The following is a 16,828-nucleotide window of genomic DNA, read 5'->3' on the forward strand; positions in this document are numbered from 1 at the left end:
TGCTGCCCGATGTGAGAATTACACCATCGCAATGTATCGGTAACATATCGACCAGGGGTGAAAAGTGTACCGGAATTTCGCTCTTTGCCGTTATTACACACTGCGATACAAATCAGTGAAGGGTATCCGGCAATGTCACCGTCACCCGCAAACCGCCGTGTCGGCGGTTCGTCAGTGTCAGCTCACCGCTTAATGACGCCACCAGCTGCTGGGCAATGGCTAAACCCAGCCCGGTTCCACCGGTGGCCCGGTTACGCGAGTTCTCGATGCGATAAAAAGGCTGCATCACCGCATACATCTCTTCCGGTGGGATGCCGGGTCCGCGATCCAGCACCGCTATAGTGATCTGACCTGCATCCTGTTCCACCACCACTTCTGCGCTGCCCGCGAACTTCAGCGCATTATCGATCAGATTACTGAGCGTTCTGCGCAGCGCGTGCGGTCTGGTACTAAACGACCCGTGAAGTTTTCCCTGCAGCGTTACCTGCTGCCCCGTGTCCTGATAATCGCAGACCAGGCTGTCTATAAAAGCATGCGGCTGTATGCGGCACGGTTTTTCATCGCTGCTTTCACTGGTGCGCGCATAGGCCACGCCTTCGCGAATCAGCCGGGTCATCTCCTCAAGATCCTGCAGCAGTTTGCTCCTGACGTCTGTCTCACTCATCATTTCTGAACGTAGACGGATACGTGTTATCGGCGTTTGCAGATCGTGGGAGATCGCCGCAAGAATTTGCATGCGCTCTTTGAGATAGGCACTCATTCGCTGCTGCATGGCATTAAAAGCCCGTGCCGCATTGCGCACTTCAACCGGCCCCTCTTCCGACAGGCGCACCGTTTTATTTGAATCGGGATGCAACTGTTCTGCAGCCCGTGTCAGATCTGCCAGAGGCCTGACCGCGCTGCGCACCGCAAACCAGGCGGAGCCAAACAGCAGCACAAACTGCGCCACGAGTACAATCGGCAGCCAGCGGGCAAACGGCATATTACGCGGGGCCAGATCAATGCTGAGCGGGCTGCCATCACGTAAACGCAGATGCGCCATCATCTGAGCACTGTTATCAGGATTAACGCTGAAGCTCAGGGGATAGCGCGGGCCAAGCGCCCGCGTCAATGCGCTGGCCGTGTCCTGCAGGCGTTTTGTCTTTGGCGGCTGGCCCAATGGCGTAGCGTACATCAGATAATGATGATTACTGCGATCGAGACGTGTTGCCCATGCAGCGCGTTCACTGGCAGGAAGGCGATCGAGAATCGCAACGCTGGTGGCCACGTCATATTCCAGATTGCCCATCATCATGGCTTTGGCACTTTGCGCCCGCTCCAGCAGCAGCAGTCCCAGAGTTAATCCATTCGCCAGCAGTAACCCAAGCAGCAGGATCAGCATCAGCCGCGAGGCCAGGCGTTTAGGCCACCATTGCATCAGACGTTTCACGCGTTGGCCTCACGCAGTTCCACCGGCATCGCAAATACATAGCCCTCGCTGCGCACCGTTTTGATATAAAAAGGTTCGCGGGCATCATCGTTTAAGCGTTGACGCAAACGGCTGACCAGCAAATCAATGGAGCGCTCGAATAACTCGGCGTCTCGGCCCTGCGTCAGATTCAGCAACTGATCGCGATTAAGCACACGTTGTGGATGATCAACAAATACCCGCAGCAGGCGATACTCCGCGCCGCTGAGTGCCACCATCACGCCCTCTTTGTCCACCAGGTTACGCGACGTGGTATCCAGCACCCATTCGCCAAATGCCACAATTCGCGCCGCTTCTGAAATAACAAGATTGGGCGGCATCATGCGCGTACGGCGTAAGACGGCTTTTATTCTGGCAAGCAGTTCACGCGGGACGAACGGTTTGACCAGATAATCATCGGCGCCCATTTCGAGCCCGATGATGCGGTCAGTCTCTTCGCTTCGCGCTGTTAACATCAGCACTGGCGTGCCTTTATGTTTTCCACTGCGCAGTTCACGACAAAGTGTAAGGCCGTCATCGCCCGGCATCATCACATCCAGCACAATCAAATCAACCGGCATGCTATCGAGAAAGCTACGCATTTGCCGCCCGTCGGCGACCTCTGTCGTACGCAGACCGTTCTTTTTCAGGTATTCCGCAATCAGGCTACGAATTTCACGATCGTCATCCACGATCAAAATGTGATCGACATGTTCCACAGCGCAATCCTTATTTTCAGAGGGTGTGCAAACCGCTGTCAGCTTATCGCAGTTATATCGTTAGCGTTGCGGGCTTTGTACCGGAGTGTATCTCCCTTCCTCATCGATCCTGCGTCACCATCATGACGGGCGCGGCATTTGGTCAGAAACATTCCGTCATCCTGCTACATAAAAATACAAATCTCTTTCTCCGGGAAACAGTACCGATACAGGGCTTTGCTTTTATAGGCCAATGAAAGGCCAGTCCGGCCTTTGCTATCCTGTAAAGGGCTTGCTATGAACCGTACGCTTCGCTGTTTCCTGATTGCTAATAGCCTGCTGGTTTTGAGCCAGAGTGCAGGCGCACATGATCACCCCAGTGCCAATGCAACTGCCGTTCTTCAGGAGCAAGGCTTCTGGAAAGAAAATGAACAGGCTATGGACACCATGATGTCTCGCATGGCTATCGATCCTACCGGCAATGTTGATGAAGACTTTGTTGCCATGATGACACCGCACCATCAGGGCGCCATGGATATGGCCGTGGCTGAGTTGCGATACGGCAAAAACGAGCAGCTCAGGCGTATTGCGCAGGAGATCATTGTGACCCAGCAACAGGAGATCGTCGCGATGTATCAGGCGCTGGGTAAACCTCTGCCTCCGGCCGCACCCGCTCCCGATCAAGTCCAGCCAGATTCTGCGCCTGCGGCTCCGCAGGGAAACTAAGCCACACCCTGTGGCCTTTGAAACAATCGACAGTAAAAAGGGATACACCATGACAAGACCATTTGTATGCTCAATCCTTGCGGCAACAGTGGCGCTGGCGTCGTCGTTCGCCTGGGCGGGACAAGCGCCTTATGCTGCCTCTGCAGCGGACATCAGCGTGAGTCATCATGACCGCGTTTACGCAGCAGAGCAGTTCTCCAACACCGTTTCTGTTACCGACCCCGCCAGCAATACCCTGCTCGGGGTGATTAAACTGGGTGATGCGCAACCCGCCAACCTTAGTCCACTCTATAAAGGCCAGGTGCTGGTACATGGACTAGGTTTTTCGCCAGATGGCAAAACCCTTGCTGTTGTTTCAATTGGTTCCAACTCTGTCAGCCTGATTAATACCGCGACCAACGCAGTGAAGCATGTGACTTATGTGGGTCGATCACCGCATGAAGCGTTCTTTACTCCTGATGGCAAAGAAATCTGGGTCACCGTACGCGGTGAAAATTATATTGCGGTACTGGATGGCAACAGCGGGGAAGAGAAAACGCGTATTACCGTGCCTGGCGGTCCGGGCATGCAGATTTTCTCACCGGACGGTCAATACGGTTACGTTTGCTCCTCCTTCAACCCCGAAACCGTGGTGGTGGACGCAAAAGCGCATAAAATTATCGGCAGCATTAAACAGGTCAGTCCGTTCTGTCCCAATATAGCCGCCACGCCTGATGGCCGGCAGGTCTGGTTCACGCTCAAAGATGTCGGTAAAGTGCAGGTGTTCGATGCGCGCCCACCGTTTACACTGCTGAAAACCATCGACAGCGGTCCGATTACTAACCACGTCAATATCGTGCATAACGCTAAAGGCACCTTTGCTTACGTCACTATTGGTGGCCTGAACAAAGTAAACGTTTACCGTACCGATGATTTCCGTCAGGTCGCAACCATTCCGGTAGGCAATCTGCCACACGGCGTCTGGCCATCGGGTGACGGAAGTCGTGTTTATGTCGGTCTGGAAAACGCTGACGCCCTGACGGCGATTGATACCCTGAGCAATAAAGTGATCGCGACCATTCCAATTGGTCAGGCACCGCAGGCGGTGGTCTATGTGCCCAATGCCGTGCCGCAGGGCGATGGTAAGCAGAACCTTGTGCCGTTGGGCCTGGCAGGTAAGGCAGCACACCTGACACTGAAAGAGGTAAATGCTGCGCAAGGGGCGCAGCCTGCAACCACGCTGACCCTGTTCGATCAGGAGTTGACCCAGGTGTTGCAGGCATCTGCAACCGGGCTGGAACCAAAGCAGGCCTATCTGCTGGCGCTGTCGTCTGATGCTGAAGGAAAAGGTGAGCTGGAGCCACTGGCACAATTTATGACCAACCCGGCCGGTGCAGCGATCGTTAATGCCGTCGGTCCGATTCGTCAGGTGGTGAATAGCCATCATGCAGATGAACGACGTTATCTGGTGATTGTAAAAGGCACCGCCGATCAGCACGGTAAGCCTGTGCAGATTCAGGTGCGTTAATCCTCTCTTTGCTGCTGTCAGCCAGGTCTCCATGGGGATCTGGCTTTTTTATTGTTGCGGCAGTCAACAGACCAGCTCTGGTTCAGCGCTTCAGGTGTGGTCAGCGGCGATGGGCTACGTACCGGCAGACGATTTTTGCCTTTGCGACGAAAATTCAGTTTCAGCAGGCAGTAAATGCGGTGGATCCGCTTATGGTTCCACTGATATCCCTGCCGCTTCAGAACCTGAAAAAGCTTCGGGAAGCCGTATCGTGGATATCTTTCAGCCGCCGTCTGCAACGCGAAATAACGGGATCGTCAGCGTGCTGTCAGGACGGTAGTAGTAAACCGTTCTGCTCAGGTTCAGAGTCCTGCAGGCCTGACGGGTACTCCGTCCGAATGTCGTTATCAGATGCGTCACCCGCTCACGCTTAAAGGCTGGCTTCAGAGCTTTTTTTCGATAACGTCTTTCTGTGCCCGATTTTCAAGACTGAGGTCGGCAAACAGCTGCTTAAGCCGTCGGTTCACGTCCACAGGATTTTTTATCTTTTAATATCAGATGCTTCCATGCCACCCTATTTAGACTTCCAGTTATAGTATGTCGCTTCAGAGATCCCGGCCTCCCGGCAGACGTCTTTCACTGTTCGTGCGGCTTCAACCGACTTCATTACCGTGATGATCTGATGCTCAGTAAAACGGGCTTTACGCATAGCGATCTCCTTCGCTGGCGAAATGAGTATGCCGGAAGGTCTTTAAATGTGAATGGCACGATTATGCGGGATACTTACACTATCTAATACTGGAGGCAGAGCAGAATATTTGATTGCAGAATGTAAATAGCATAATGCTCGATTTTGGGTTGTTGAGTAGAGAATCGCCGAAAAAACACCACGATTAAGGACGGATTTTCAGTTTACATGCCTGAATAGAAAAGTATTGCAAAAAATATATATTATTATATTACAAGAACATATATCAATTTATAAAGCATGAAGGCACTCTAAATCTATTCTGTTTATATTCAGTTTAAAAGATCTGAGCAAAATTTATACCGTGCCGCGCTCAAGCAAAAGAAGAGACTTCATAATTATCAAGACCCATTCAGACAAATCAGATAAGTAGAACGATCATGATACAGAGTGGTCTTTGATAAGGATTTGCGGCTTGCGTCACGATATTTCTCTCAACTCAGAAATGCTGGAGTGTTGACCGATATGAACCCTGCGCTGAAACAACTTCACCCCTACCCGTTTGAAAAACTTCGAGCCTTACTTGCTGGAATTCAACCTGATAAAAATCTTACGCCTATATCACTGTCGATCGGAGAGCCTAAACATTCGGCCCCGGAAATGGTCAAACAAATGCTTATTTCCAGTCTCGATAAAATGTCGGTGTATCCCGCAACTCTGGGTATCCCTGAATTGCGCGAGGCAATCATAAACTGGTGTGAAAGGAGGTTTGGCGTCCCAAAGGGATGGCTTGATGCCAGTCGTCATGTTCTACCGGTAAACGGAACACGAGAAGCATTATTTGCCTTTACCCAGGCAGTTGTTGAACCTAATGTCGAAGGTTTGGTGGTCAGCCCAAACCCTTTCTATCAGATATATGAAGGTGCTGCGATCCTGGCGGGGGCGGCTCCGCATTACCTGCCATGCCTTGAGAGTAACGGTTTCATTCCTGACTTTGAGGCTGTTTCAGCGGATATCTGGACACGTTGTCAAATTGTATTCCTGTGTTCCCCAGGCAATCCTACCGGTGCACTTATCCCTCTTGAAACGCTAAAATCACTCATTAGCCTTGCGGATAAATACGATTTTATTATTGCAGCCGATGAATGTTACAGCGAATTGTACTTTGACGAGTTGTCGCCCCCTCCGGGTTTACTGACCGCATGCGCAGAGATGGGCCGTATCGATTTTAAGCGCTGTGTTGTTTTCCACAGTCTTTCAAAACGATCGAACCTGCCAGGCCTTCGGTCTGGATTTGTGGCTGGTGATGCAGAGATTCTCAAATCATTTTTGCTCTATCGCACATATCATGGCTGCGCAATGCCGGTGCATAGCCAGCTCGCAAGCGCCACGGCCTGGCGGGATGAGGCACATGTTCGCGACAACCGTTCTCTTTATCGGGAAAAGTTTGATGCGGTTCTTGAAATTCTGACCCCTGTTCTTAAGGTGAAGAAGCCTGACGGAGGCTTTTATCTTTGGGCCGAAGTCCCTGGTGACGATACCGACTTTTGCCGGCAACTCTTTAGTCATACAAATGTTACAGTCATCCCAGGCTCATATCTTTCCCGGGAGGTTGACGGCATCAATCCGGGCGCAGGCTGGATTCGAATGGCATTAGTTGCACCTGTTGCAGAGTGTGTGGAGGCGGCCACACGAATAAGGGATTTTCTGTCTACCTATCGTAGGTAAACGGTTACAGCATTTATGATAAACGCTAACCAGCCGGTGGTCTCAGATCATCTTCGACTTTGTTAACACCGGCTATTCTTAATTTTATCTGGTCAGGTTTTCATGCATACGGCGATCCATGCCAGCTGCAAGCTTTACTCCGCTTCACCGCGTGCCGTCGCATTAATCTGACTAAAAAGCCCTTTCGTCCAGGATGCATGACGTGCTTCGCATCCGATGAGAGTTGCTTTGACCCGCCCCAAATCACGAAAATTGCAGGCAGTAAGGAAAGATGTTATTCAGTTAAGACTTTTTTGCTAAACGATCTTTTTTGGGCGCTGCGCTTTCAGCGCAAAAATAACTGATTATTTTTGTCTTAAAGGCGGGGTCCGTCCTGTCGCCATATGCCTCACTTTTAATGCGCTCACGAAACTTACCTGCTAATTTCTCTGCGTTGATACCTCTTGCCGGGGCTCTCTCAGTGACATCAGGCAGAGCGTTGTGATCGCTGATAGAGAGTTCGCTTACTGATGGAAAGACTGAGGTGACCTCCTCAGGCGTTGAGGACGCCTGAAACGCACAGGTAACCCTGGCCGCAGACAGCCCTTCTACAGCAGCAAAATTTGACTGATTCATATCCGCAGGATGCATCAGCTTTAATCGTTAACCGGGTTCACGCAGCGTATGCTCTTTGGCCGTCTGAATGTCAGTGGCTAGCTGTCTTGCATCAGAATGAGATAACCGAAACGCGAATTCACCATGGATATCGCCGGGTATACGTGATGCTCAGGCGGGAAGGCTGTCGCAATAACCACAAACGGATCTACCGGCTTTTCAGCGAGCAGGCGCTGTTACTGCGCCTCAAACGTCCACGGCGCAATAAATCCGCGCAGCGCCGGCAGCCACAGCCTCAGGGACTGTATTCGAATCACGTCTGAGGCATGGAATTTGTCTCGGACGTGCTGTTTGACAGGCGACGACTGCGCCTGCTAAAGGTTATCGACCTTTACACCGACGAATGCCTGGGATCTGCGTCGGGCAGAATCTGCGTTCAACAGAAGTGGCAGAAATGCTGAACAGCATAACGCTCAGGCGTCCTTTGCCGCAGTAGCTAAAAACCGATAGTGATTCTGAATTTCAGGAAAAATGCTGGACAGATGGGTGTACGAAAGTGGGAGAAGGATCGACTTTCACGCCCGGGACCACCCTCGGACAACGCTACAGTCGAGTCCTTCAACGGCTGGTTGCGTCAGGAATGCCTGAATGATAACTGGCTCATGTCTCTGGAGGATGCACTGCACAAGATCGAGTCCTGGCGCATACTCTTTAACAAGAGACGTCCCCATTCTGCAGTGGGCTGGATGCCCCCTCCGAATTTGCCCAAAAATCTGCTGGTTGCCAGAATATGCAGCCATAATGAAGCCGGTTATTCCCGATTATGAATGGATCATATACGGGGTCAGAGTCACTTATGAAGACGTTACTAAAATCGGTGTATATAAATCAACGGGGAGCAGGTCAACAATGAATCTTCTCACTTTCTTATAGATATCCACTTTAGTTTTTAACTGTCACGAAAAATTCATTATAAAAGCATAATTCTGACTTTAATTTAAAATAAACAAAAATTAAATGAATGCAAAAAAAATAGCGTGGGATTTATTTTTAAGAACTTTTACCCTTGTAAAAAAACAACCGGGCGCTTGAGAATAATTTTCCAAATAAGGCCTACATTCAATCAGGATGGTTTTCAATATGTATTTTATGTTTTAATGAGGTTTGTGAAGAATAATTATCCCGCTCGTTAACTAAGACTAATGATTAGCAAAATTAACTACTATCACTTTCTCGGGGAGTTGGTATTACATCTCCTGTTATAATGAAAATGTACTTTACCTGCATAGTTAATCGTGATAAAAACAATCATTAGCCACTTCTCTAAAATCACTTAAAGCCAGCGTTAATAAGTGAAAAAAATTATTTTTTAAATGTTTAATCATGGCATAACGCTGTGCCTGTATTATATAAATCCTATTGTATCAGCAGCCTGTAATGATGACTATTTAGTTAAATGATTTTCCACACCTGGAGATGAAACATGCCTGATCATACTCATTTTATAGCTTTTGGTTTGATTGCACTTGCAATGGTGTTAACTCCTGGCCCAAACATGATTTATCTGATCTCTCGGTCTGTATGCCAGGGAAGACAAGCCGGGCTGATATCTTTAGGTGGTATCGCTTTTGCGTTTGTTTTATATATACTCTGTGCGGCATTAGGAATAACAGCTTTTCTGTTTGCCATTCCTTATGCATATGATCTACTTCGTTTTTCCGGAGTTGCTTATCTTTTATATCTGGCCTGGCAATCAGTTAAACCTGGAGGCAGGTCTACTTTCGCTGTTACAAATTTACCCATAGATTCCTCAAAGAAACTCTTTATCATGGGTTTCATTACTAATGTATTAAATCCTAAAGTTGCCATTATGTATTTATCTTTATTGCCACAATTTATCCAGCCAGAGCACGGGAGTGTACTGACTCAGTCTCTGGAACTCGGAAGCATACAGATTTCTATCAGCATGGTAGTCAATGCTACTATTGTGATGATGGCAGGAACTTTAGCCAAATTTCTTTCAAGCCGACCTGCATGGCTTAAAGCGCAACGCTGGATAATGGGTACTGTGCTTGCAGGATTGGCAGTGAGAATTGCTCTGGAATCAAAAAAATAAAAATTATGCGTTTGTGGCGATTTTGTTCAGCGTCCGGCTACTGCCGATTTGGGGCTTCTTCGTATCGCGACAGTCATTGAGATCGTCGGCGCAACTTGTAGTGAACTTAATATTACACTTTAACAAACTCGCCGCGCTCCGCCTGTTTCATTGACTCATTAATATGCGCAGCGTTCGCCGGGTTGCTAAAGAGATACACCGTTTCTATCAGTGCTTCATACTCTTCCGCATGAACTATCACAACATCAGGTGCCTCGCGGCGCAAAATGCGCACAGGCTCAGCGTCGTCGTTGACCCGCTTCATCGTATCTGCGAAATGTTTACGGGCATCGGTAAAATTGATTGAATACATGTTATTAACTTCCATCAGTTAAAGAGCAATATGCAACCTGTACTCAAGTAACTACAATTTAAAATTTGCCCGATTTCTTGTCAGGACGACGCCCTTGCAACGGAAAGATTAAGGAGGGAGCCAGGAAGTCTGATCTTTAAAATTCTTATGACATCAATTAAGTCTGTCGGTCCTCAGTTGGGAATGCATATGCTTGTCGTGCTACGCAGCCATAAATGCTACTCATTTATGGGTGTGGAGCCGGTTGAGAATCGCTGAGGCACGTCGGTACGTCGTCGTCCCCGCATGTCGAAATAGGTCCGTGACCTGATACCTACAGATTAGTACATCCCGATGTTAGCAACGTCCATTCCTGGTTTAAACCGAACTAACGCCAAGCCAATGTCCGCTAATAGCGAAAGGCGGACACTGGCAATTTTGCTCTCATAAAAGTGACTATAGAAACAGTTGAGATTCAAATAACGAGAATAAGGAAATTCAGGACGTTCTTATGAGTAACTTTTATTTTTAAAGGAGGTCGTCAACCTGTGTCATAAAAACTTCTCTGCAGTCGCTTTAGCAATGCAGATGGCAATTACCGTAAGTGCGAGTCTGAGCGTCTCTTTTTCGGGCCAGGAGGGGGCTAGCCGGAGCTGGGCATCGTAATCGTCACGCCTATAGGGATAACACGAGCCCGGTCTGGCAAATCGCACACCTGCCACAGCGGCTAGCTGGACGATGCGACTGGCAGTGCCGGGAAGTACATGCAGGCTGACAAAATATTCCCCTTCAGGACGGGACCATGATACGTGCTGCTGGCAGCCTAAAACCGAAGAAAAAATGGCATCAACAAGTTCAAACCTGGGCCTGAGAACCTGACGATGCTGTTCCATCAGAGCCCGTATATTCCCTGGGCTCTTAAGAAAACGAGCCTGCCGAAGCTGGTTGACCTTATCAGGACCGACACTCCTGACGGATGCATGCCTGAGCCACCATGTCTTATTGGTGCCAGACGCCCCTATAAATGCAACGCCGGCACCCGGGAGAGTCATTTTTGATGTTGAGGCATAAATCGGTACACGGTCAGGATTCCCATGACGCACGCAGTCATCATAAATACTCGCTATCATGCGATCGTTTTCTGCAAGCGGATGCACACAATATGCATTATCTCAGAAAATCCGGAAATCAGGCGCTGCCGGGGATCCAGTTTCTCCTGCTCAGCAGGTATGGGCTTCAGCGTGCCAGAAAGGTTCATGTATTATCCTGCAGAGCATCAAAAAAACGACTGTGTAAGAATCAGAAAGAGAGTTCAAATCGATAATTTATAGGCGCTTATTCAGTTGCTGAATAATGCTGAGTATCCCGGGCTGCCAACCTTGACGAAACCTTATGCCATCAGCAGGATGGCATTCCGGACATAAATAATGAGGAATGGTTCAGGATATGACACCTCTCGTACTGATCCCCGGGTTCATGCTTGATGAAACTTTGTGGGATGACTTCATCGACGTTTATCCGCCCGGTCAGACGTTCTGCCGCGTCAGCCTTGGTCAGGAAGAAAGTATTGCCGGGATGGCTGCCGGGATCGTCGCGTCGCTTCCTGAGCGTTTTGTACTGGCAGGGTTCTCGCTGGGAGGATATGTTGCCCGCGCTATAGCCGAAACGGCTCCGGAAAAAGTTGCCGGCCTGGTCCTTATTGCCACTTCACTGCGTGAAGACTCATACCGACAACGAGAACGGCTGGATGCTGCTGTGCTTTCGGGTGAGTTCAGGGGGATAAGTCCTGCCGCTATCAGGCATTCGCTTCATCCGAAATTTCATGATGATACAGCTCTGCTGGGGCGTATTCGCGAAATGGGAAAACGCCTTGGCCCGGAAGTATTCAGAGCCCAGTCCCTGCTGAAACGCGGAGGAATAACCGTCAGGCAACTGACCTGTCCGGTGCTGATTATTGCAGCCGGAGAAGACAGGCTCAGAAGCCTCAGTGAGGCGGCTGAACTTTCTGAACTTTTCCGGTGTCCGGCAGAAATCATTGAAGGCAGCGGGCACATGATACCGCTTGAGAAACCCAGGGAACTGGCTCAGATGATTTCAAACTGGATTAGCCTTAATGGCCTGTAATTACCTTAAAAGTCAGATTACCCTGCAAACCCTGTATATCTGCTCCCTCAGCCACAGGTGTGCCGCATTGTTCTCGTCACGCTTATGCCAGTAGAGGTTCCAGCTAACAGGCTGGGCTTCAAAGCGTAGTTCTATCCTCTGAAGCCCGGAAAAAAGAGGTGTGGATGCCATCTTTTCTGACACTACCGAGATGAGGTCGGTTTTCACTAATACAAAAGGCAGCGTCAGCCAGTGCGGTGTCGTGACGGCAATCTTTCGGCTGAAACGCTGACCTGACAGTATATTGTCCACAAAGCGAACATCCGCAGAACTCGTTGCAACGTGCAGATGACTGGCGCTAAGAAACTCAGACAGTGTCAGCGGTGCATCAGATAGCGGATGGTTCTGGCGCATTATACAGTTGAGCCTGTCGGTGATAACGGGGTCGCTGACAATTCCAGACGTGTGACGGAGTTGAGAGCTGACTATACAATCCAGGTCGACGTTTTCCAGGGCAGGAATTGTTTTATCGACAGGTGTGTGCTCAATATTAATTTAATACCCGGGGCTGACCTGTCACGATAGACAACAAATCAGGTAGCAGCATCAGGCCCAGCAAATCTGCCATACGGCCCGAGAATGACTGCGTACTTTTTGCCTGTACGAAGGTCACTTCAGACATCATCAGTCGCTCCGCTTCCTTCAGGATCTTCGTCACGCCAACGCTGATTTCCACCGCCCGCGGCGTAGAATAGTCCGCAGATTCATCATTTGAAACCGGTAGAGAGAGGGCCAGGAAATTCAGGATATTATTAGCTGAAGAATGCCCAGCGTCGCGACGGAAATAATCAGTGTTGGTAACATCGACAGCCTGATGGCACAGCCTGCCGCAACGATCAATGCAATGATTTGTGCCGGATTTCCGGAAGCAAAATAAGGAGCAATAGCAGAAATCATCACGCATCCCGGCGCACTTTCCAGCACGCTGCGCGTGCCGGGACTCAGGCTACGGTTCCTCAATATAAGATAACCCAGGATGCGCGTCAGATAGGTGACCACTGCCATACCCAGAATTGTCATGCATGCAGCCAGTGTCATTTTACTTTCACTCCCCGTACCCATGCTGAAAATATGCCGCTGAACGTCCCTGCCAGCACATAGGTATGGCCAGGTACCAGACGATAACAGACTGCGGCCACCGTCAGGCTGATAAGCCAGGGGATGGCTGCGTCCAGGCCTTTCCACATGCTACGCAGGAGGACGATAAAGGTGGCAGGAAAAGCAATAGCAAAACCGTACTGCTCAATGTTTCCAAGCACGGGGCCCGCAAGAAAACCCGTGACTGAAAATCCAACCCAGACGGGATAAAACGGAAAGCTGGCCCCCAGGTAATAAGCCATGGTAAACGACTGCTCAGGCGGTAAAGTGGCAGCGTTTTTTAGCATTTTCGCATAGGTGACCGCCCAGCCCTCATCGGCCATAAAAAATAAGGCAGGTAATATCTGACGACGGGGAAGATGCTTGATATAGGGCGTCAGGGCTGCCCCCATTATGATGTGGCGACTGTTAATCAGGAACGTCAGCAGAATAATGGTCAGCACCGGCAAGGGCTCGTGCCAGAGCTGTATAGCGGCAAATTCCGATCCTCCAGCAAAATTCAGCGCCGTCATGAAGCCTGTTTCGGGCAGGGTCAGGCCCGATCGGGAAGCCTGAGCCCCCAGAATAATTGCGTAAGGCGCAATTGCCATGAGCAAAGGAGACGCATCCTTAACACCCTGCAGGAAGGAATCGCTTCTCGTTATGCTGTTCATATTATTTTTCCGTAATGGATTAGTTGAGCCATGCGGGCCAGGCAATCTGAAAAGCCTGATACCGGCGGGCCTTCTGGTTTTCTGTTTACTTCATTTCGTTCAGCTGATGAGCGGCCAGGGCACCCAACCGCGATATGGCCATGCGGTGCCTGTCCGTCAGTTCAAAACACGCCGCCATACGGAAACAGTGATTGAATGCCCGGCTTCCGGAGCACAGAAGGCCTGGCATACATAGTATTTTTTCATCCAGGGCGGCATGAAATAGAGCCAGTGTGTCGGCACCTTCCGGCAGCTCAATCCATAAAATAAAGCCTGCCTGCGGGCGGCTGACACGAGTGCCTGCTGGAAAATAATCTGCAATACAGGCTCTTACAGCATCAATCTGTCGTTCATATAATCGCCTGAGGTGGCGCAGGTGCAGGTCATATCCGCCGTTCTCAAGGAATATCCCCAGGCTTTCACTCAATAATCCGGACTCAGCGACAGTGGAGGTAAACTTCATCTGCCTGGCGACATCGCGAAAGCGTCCGGCTTCCAGCCAGCCAATGCGAAAGTCTGGCGCAACCGTTTTGGTATAGCTTGCACACACCATCACCCAGCCATCACGATCAAAGGCACGAATGTTGGGTATGCAGGTATCGCCAAACTGCAGTTCGGCATATATGACATCCTCTATTACGGCGAACTGCCGGGTTTCAGCCATGCGGGCCAGGCGCTGACGATTTTCTGAAGGCATGACAAAGCCAAGTGGATTGTGGCCACTGGGTATCGTAATCACCGCGGAGATTTTTCGCTGCTCTGCAAGAGATTCAAGGGTATCCAGGCACATTCCGCTCTGAGGATGGGTAGGCAGATTCACAATACGACGGCCAAGATCCTCCAGCATAGGGTACAGGTTGTAAAAAGTAGGTGATTCAACGGCAACGGTATCACCGGGAAGGGTTGACGCCCGGACGGCCAGGCTAATGGCCTCCATGGTGCCGTGAGTGATGATTACGTCATCGGGAGAGAGGATCATGCCGGTGTGCAGACCGCGTCGGGCAATCTGTGAGCGCAGGCGGGGGGAGCCGGGCGGCATGGCGTAAGTTGTGCTGAACCCGGATGCTGAGCGCAGCAGCTGGGCTGTGATTTTTTTCAGCCGGCCGGCAGGATAAAACCTATCGCCAGACGGGCACGCAAGCGCAAGATCAGTACAATCCCCGCGCAGCTGATTTTCCAGAATAACGGATAGCAGCCGGTTCAGACCGGATAAAGGCACCGCGCTTTCTCTGCTGTTCACCGAACTTTCCTGCAGGTGGCAGAGTTCAGGCAGGCTGTCGCGGACATAATAGCCGGATTGAGGTCGTGCGGAGATCAGCCCGCGATCCTCCAGAAGCCGGTAAGCGGTTTTGACCGAGTTAACACTGACGTCATATTGTCCCGCATAATGTCTGACGGACGGAATACGTGTACCGGGCGTCAGTTGTCCGCGCAGGATTGAGCGCGCGATGTCATCCGCAATCGTTTCATATAGATGCATATATGTCATATTTCTTGATCAGGATGGACTCAATTTATATCAGGCCATGTGGCCTGACAATGCTGTTTTTATGACAATTTCACGCGTCAGTTCCCGCCAACTGTGACCATTAATATTGATGATTACTGTGGCTGTAACCATTCAGTCAGTTACGGTATTATGAGAAATATGTTTGCTATATTTCACGGCTTCGATGAAGGGGGCTGTTTTCAGACTGGTCGATCTTTTTTCTTCATTTCCAGCGTAATCCGTTTGCGGTCATCATGAATGCCCACTGTTTATCTGAGGGGCAGCTGATAAAGCGGATACAGGGCACGCGGACGTCTGTCTGAATGAGGTGCAGGCTGCTCCTTTCAGCTGGCAATCAGATAGCGGACCGCTGGCATGACGGAAAACCGGGCGGAAGAACCTGCCGGCCCCCTGACTCATCACGCGGGCACTGAGCCGCCCAGCCCTGTTGCCTGCCCGGGCTGGGTCGGTCAGACTGAGACAGTCTTCGTAAACGTTAAAGATCCATTCTCAGCACCATGCGAAACTTCACGTCCCCCGAACGCATGCGCTGATAAGCACTTTCAGCCTCAGCCAGCGGTGCCGTTTCAATCTGTGCACGTACGCTGGTCAGCAGACTGAATTTAAGGGCACGTTCTGTTTCGTAAGGTGTGCCGGTAAGAGAGCCCTCCAGCCTTAACTCGTTTCCGACCATTGCTCCGGGCATGATCAAAAGCGGGGAGCTGCCGGCACCCACAACCATAAATTTACCCTGTGGTGCGAGTGCTTTCACCAGCCCGGAAGCGGCCTCGCTGTTGGTAATAGTCGTCAGGATAACCTGCGCGCCGCCAGCCTTTTTAATTTCTGCAACGGGGTCCGACTTTAGCGTATCAATGTACTGATGAGCCCCCAGGTTAAGGGCATCCTGCCTGATATCACTTCCGCGTCCTACCGCGATAACTTTGTAGCCCATTTTTTGTGCATACTGTATGGCCAGATGCCCCAGACCACCGATACCCTGAATAACGACTGTATCACCGGGCCGGGCGCCTGATTTGGTCAGCGCGTTGAAAGTGGCAATCCCTGCACAGAGCAGCGGAGCCGCCTCTGCAGAGAGCAGATCGTCGGGAATGAGAACCAGCCCCGTGGCACGCGCCAGCATTATTTCCGCATAGCCGCCATCGCAGGAGCTGCCGGTGACAGGCTGATCAGTGCAAAGCACAAACTGACCCTGCCGGCACTGCTCGCATTCGCCGCAGTATCCCCCCAGGCGCCCTACACCGACCCGCTGCCCTTCAGAAAGGTACGAGGGAACGCCCTGCCCCAGAGAGAGTATGCGCCCCACCACTTCATGGCCTGGAATGCGCGGATAAGTCGTATTCTTTTCAAGCCCCTCAACTGCGCCGGAATCCGCCCCGCAGATGCCACAAGCCTCGACCTTCAGAAGAACCTCGCCATAACCAGGCACGGGCACTGGGCGCTCTACCAGTTCCATTCTGCCTGGCTCGGTAATCTGCATTGCCTTGAATGTATTCATTTTTCATCCCACTGTTTGATATAAAAAAGTATTTAAGGGCTGTCGGACGAGCAGCA

General features: G+C 50.6%; 19 protein-coding genes and 1 pseudogene. 7 read left to right on the top strand and 13 right to left on the bottom strand.

Going from position 1 to position 16,828, the window contains the following annotated elements:
- Positions 1 to 112: 112 nt before the first annotated feature.
- Positions 113 to 1,429: an ATP-binding protein gene (locus NP77_RS21340; RefSeq protein ID WP_003848117.1), complete on the bottom strand. Its 1,317-nt coding sequence runs from the start codon at positions 1,427 to 1,429 to the stop codon at positions 113 to 115.
- Entirely contained in the window at positions 1,426 to 2,166 is a 741-nt protein-coding gene (locus tag NP77_RS21345; protein WP_039661624.1) for a response regulator, read from the bottom strand. The genes NP77_RS21340 and NP77_RS21345 overlap by 4 nt, the downstream gene beginning before the upstream one ends.
- A 276-nt stretch (positions 2,167 to 2,442) precedes the next feature.
- On the opposite strand from NP77_RS21345, the gene NP77_RS21350 reads away from it, so the two are divergent.
- Both NP77_RS21350 and NP77_RS21355 read left to right on the top strand, forming a co-directional pair.
- Entirely contained in the window at positions 2,443 to 2,871 is a 429-nt protein-coding gene (locus tag NP77_RS21350; RefSeq protein WP_008924551.1) for a DUF305 domain-containing protein, read from the top strand.
- Positions 2,872 to 2,920: 49 nt separating this feature from the next.
- Complete coding sequence (locus tag NP77_RS21355) at positions 2,921 to 4,378, top strand: YncE family protein (protein WP_039661627.1); 1,458 nt, start codon at positions 2,921 to 2,923, stop codon at positions 4,376 to 4,378.
- Positions 4,379 to 4,440: 62 nt separating this feature from the next.
- Here NP77_RS21355 and NP77_RS23590 read toward each other — a convergent pair.
- Positions 4,441 to 5,066, bottom strand: a pseudogene (locus tag NP77_RS23590) (transposase); the annotation flags it as partial.
- 504 nt (positions 5,067 to 5,570) lie between these two features.
- Between NP77_RS23590 and dapC the strand changes: the two are divergent.
- Entirely contained in the window at positions 5,571 to 6,773 is a 1,203-nt protein-coding gene (gene dapC, locus NP77_RS21365) for a succinyldiaminopimelate transaminase (protein WP_039661630.1), read from the top strand.
- A 282-nt stretch (positions 6,774 to 7,055) separates the two neighbouring features.
- Here dapC and NP77_RS21370 read toward each other — a convergent pair whose 3' ends face one another.
- A complete protein-coding gene (locus tag NP77_RS21370; protein WP_219848848.1) occupies positions 7,056 to 7,388 on the bottom strand; it encodes a hypothetical protein in 333 nt (110 codons plus the stop codon).
- 86 nt (positions 7,389 to 7,474) lie between these two features.
- Here NP77_RS21370 and NP77_RS24095 point away from each other — a divergent pair, with 86 nt between their 5' ends.
- From NP77_RS24095 to NP77_RS21380, 3 genes are all read left to right on the top strand, one after another.
- Positions 7,475 to 7,690: an IS3 family transposase gene (locus NP77_RS24095; protein ID WP_369700128.1), complete on the top strand. Its 216-nt coding sequence runs from the start codon at positions 7,475 to 7,477 to the stop codon at positions 7,688 to 7,690.
- Positions 7,691 to 7,909: 219 nt separating this feature from the next.
- Positions 7,910 to 8,194: an integrase core domain-containing protein gene (locus NP77_RS24100; RefSeq protein ID WP_156137319.1), complete on the top strand. Its 285-nt coding sequence runs from the start codon at positions 7,910 to 7,912 to the stop codon at positions 8,192 to 8,194.
- A 656-nt stretch (positions 8,195 to 8,850) separates the two neighbouring features.
- Positions 8,851 to 9,483, top strand: coding sequence for a LysE family translocator (locus NP77_RS21380; RefSeq protein ID WP_039661632.1), 633 nt, complete (start codon positions 8,851 to 8,853; stop codon positions 9,481 to 9,483).
- A gap of 112 nt (positions 9,484 to 9,595) precedes the next feature.
- On the opposite strand, the gene NP77_RS21385 is transcribed toward NP77_RS21380, so the two are convergent.
- From NP77_RS21385 to NP77_RS23990, 3 genes are all read right to left on the bottom strand, one after another.
- On the bottom strand, positions 9,596 to 9,835 hold the full coding sequence (locus tag NP77_RS21385; protein WP_039661634.1) for a type II toxin-antitoxin system Phd/YefM family antitoxin: 240 nt from the start codon (positions 9,833 to 9,835) through the stop codon (positions 9,596 to 9,598).
- A 530-nt stretch (positions 9,836 to 10,365) separates the two neighbouring features.
- The gene (locus NP77_RS24105) at positions 10,366 to 10,944 is read right to left on the bottom strand and encodes a hypothetical protein (RefSeq protein WP_052250692.1); all 579 of its coding nucleotides are present in this window, start codon (positions 10,942 to 10,944) and stop codon (positions 10,366 to 10,368) included.
- The gene (locus tag NP77_RS23990; protein WP_008924543.1) at positions 10,941 to 11,072 is read right to left on the bottom strand and encodes a hypothetical protein; all 132 of its coding nucleotides are present in this window, start codon (positions 11,070 to 11,072) and stop codon (positions 10,941 to 10,943) included. Before NP77_RS23990 ends, NP77_RS24105 begins: the two co-directional genes overlap by 4 nt.
- A gap of 188 nt (positions 11,073 to 11,260) precedes the next feature.
- Here NP77_RS23990 and NP77_RS21395 point away from each other — a divergent pair, with 188 nt between their 5' ends.
- Positions 11,261 to 11,938: an alpha/beta fold hydrolase gene (locus NP77_RS21395; RefSeq protein ID WP_052250699.1), complete on the top strand. Its 678-nt coding sequence runs from the start codon at positions 11,261 to 11,263 to the stop codon at positions 11,936 to 11,938.
- A 12-nt stretch (positions 11,939 to 11,950) separates the two neighbouring features.
- On the opposite strand, the gene NP77_RS22670 is transcribed toward NP77_RS21395, so the two are convergent.
- The 6 genes from NP77_RS22670 to NP77_RS21420 form a co-directional block, all read right to left on the bottom strand.
- Positions 11,951 to 12,472 (bottom strand): LysR substrate-binding domain-containing protein, encoded by a 522-nt coding sequence (locus tag NP77_RS22670; RefSeq protein WP_082040863.1) that lies wholly within the window; start codon positions 12,470 to 12,472, stop codon positions 11,951 to 11,953.
- Positions 12,468 to 12,635, bottom strand: a complete 168-nt coding sequence (locus NP77_RS22675; protein WP_181162235.1) for a hypothetical protein — start codon at positions 12,633 to 12,635, stop codon at positions 12,468 to 12,470. Before NP77_RS22675 ends, NP77_RS22670 begins: the two co-directional genes overlap by 5 nt.
- Positions 12,636 to 12,718: 83 nt before the next feature.
- Entirely contained in the window at positions 12,719 to 13,039 is a 321-nt protein-coding gene (locus tag NP77_RS21405) for an AzlD family protein (RefSeq protein ID WP_071778528.1), read from the bottom strand.
- Positions 13,012 to 13,728, bottom strand: coding sequence for an AzlC family ABC transporter permease (locus NP77_RS21410; protein ID WP_008924539.1), 717 nt, complete (start codon positions 13,726 to 13,728; stop codon positions 13,012 to 13,014). Before NP77_RS21410 ends, NP77_RS21405 begins: the two co-directional genes overlap by 28 nt.
- 85 nt (positions 13,729 to 13,813) lie before the next feature.
- Positions 13,814 to 15,247 carry a PLP-dependent aminotransferase family protein gene (locus NP77_RS21415; protein WP_039661638.1) on the bottom strand — a complete coding sequence of 478 codons (1,434 nt, stop codon included), beginning with the start codon at positions 15,245 to 15,247 and terminating at the stop codon, positions 13,814 to 13,816.
- A 505-nt stretch (positions 15,248 to 15,752) separates the two neighbouring features.
- A complete protein-coding gene (locus NP77_RS21420) occupies positions 15,753 to 16,772 on the bottom strand; it encodes an alcohol dehydrogenase (RefSeq protein WP_039661640.1) in 1,020 nt (339 codons plus the stop codon).
- Positions 16,773 to 16,828: the final 56 nt, after the last annotated feature.

This window comes from Pantoea sp. MBLJ3, from assembly GCF_000816655.1.
GTDB classification, from domain to species: Bacteria; Pseudomonadota; Gammaproteobacteria; order Enterobacterales; family Enterobacteriaceae; genus Pantoea; species Pantoea eucalypti.

Bases quoted from the DNA above. Each gene is read 5' to 3' on its own strand.
- NP77_RS21380 (WP_039661632.1), top strand. From the start codon at position 8,851: ATGCCTGATCATACTCATTTTATAGCTTTTGGTTTGATTGCACTTGCA.
- NP77_RS21415 (WP_039661638.1), bottom strand. From the start codon at position 15,247: ATGCATCTATATGAAACGATTGCGGATGACATCGCGCGCTCAATCCTG.
- NP77_RS21355 (WP_039661627.1), top strand. From the start codon at position 2,921: ATGACAAGACCATTTGTATGCTCAATCCTTGCGGCAACAGTGGCGCTG.
- NP77_RS24100 (WP_156137319.1), top strand. From the start codon at position 7,910: ATGGGTGTACGAAAGTGGGAGAAGGATCGACTTTCACGCCCGGGACCA.
- NP77_RS21420 (WP_039661640.1), bottom strand. From the start codon at position 16,772: ATGAATACATTCAAGGCAATGCAGATTACCGAGCCAGGCAGAATGGAA.
- NP77_RS21385 (WP_039661634.1), bottom strand. From the start codon at position 9,835: ATGTATTCAATCAATTTTACCGATGCCCGTAAACATTTCGCAGATACG.
- NP77_RS23990 (WP_008924543.1), bottom strand. From the start codon at position 11,072: ATGAACCTTTCTGGCACGCTGAAGCCCATACCTGCTGAGCAGGAGAAA.
- dapC (WP_039661630.1), top strand. From the start codon at position 5,571: ATGAACCCTGCGCTGAAACAACTTCACCCCTACCCGTTTGAAAAACTT.
- NP77_RS21350 (WP_008924551.1), top strand. From the start codon at position 2,443: ATGAACCGTACGCTTCGCTGTTTCCTGATTGCTAATAGCCTGCTGGTT.
- NP77_RS21395 (WP_052250699.1), top strand. From the start codon at position 11,261: ATGACACCTCTCGTACTGATCCCCGGGTTCATGCTTGATGAAACTTTG.
- NP77_RS21370 (WP_219848848.1), bottom strand. From the start codon at position 7,388: ATGAATCAGTCAAATTTTGCTGCTGTAGAAGGGCTGTCTGCGGCCAGG.
- NP77_RS24105 (WP_052250692.1), bottom strand. From the start codon at position 10,944: ATGATAGCGAGTATTTATGATGACTGCGTGCGTCATGGGAATCCTGAC.
- NP77_RS21405 (WP_071778528.1), bottom strand. From the start codon at position 13,039: ATGGGTACGGGGAGTGAAAGTAAAATGACACTGGCTGCATGCATGACA.
- NP77_RS21410 (WP_008924539.1), bottom strand. From the start codon at position 13,728: ATGAACAGCATAACGAGAAGCGATTCCTTCCTGCAGGGTGTTAAGGAT.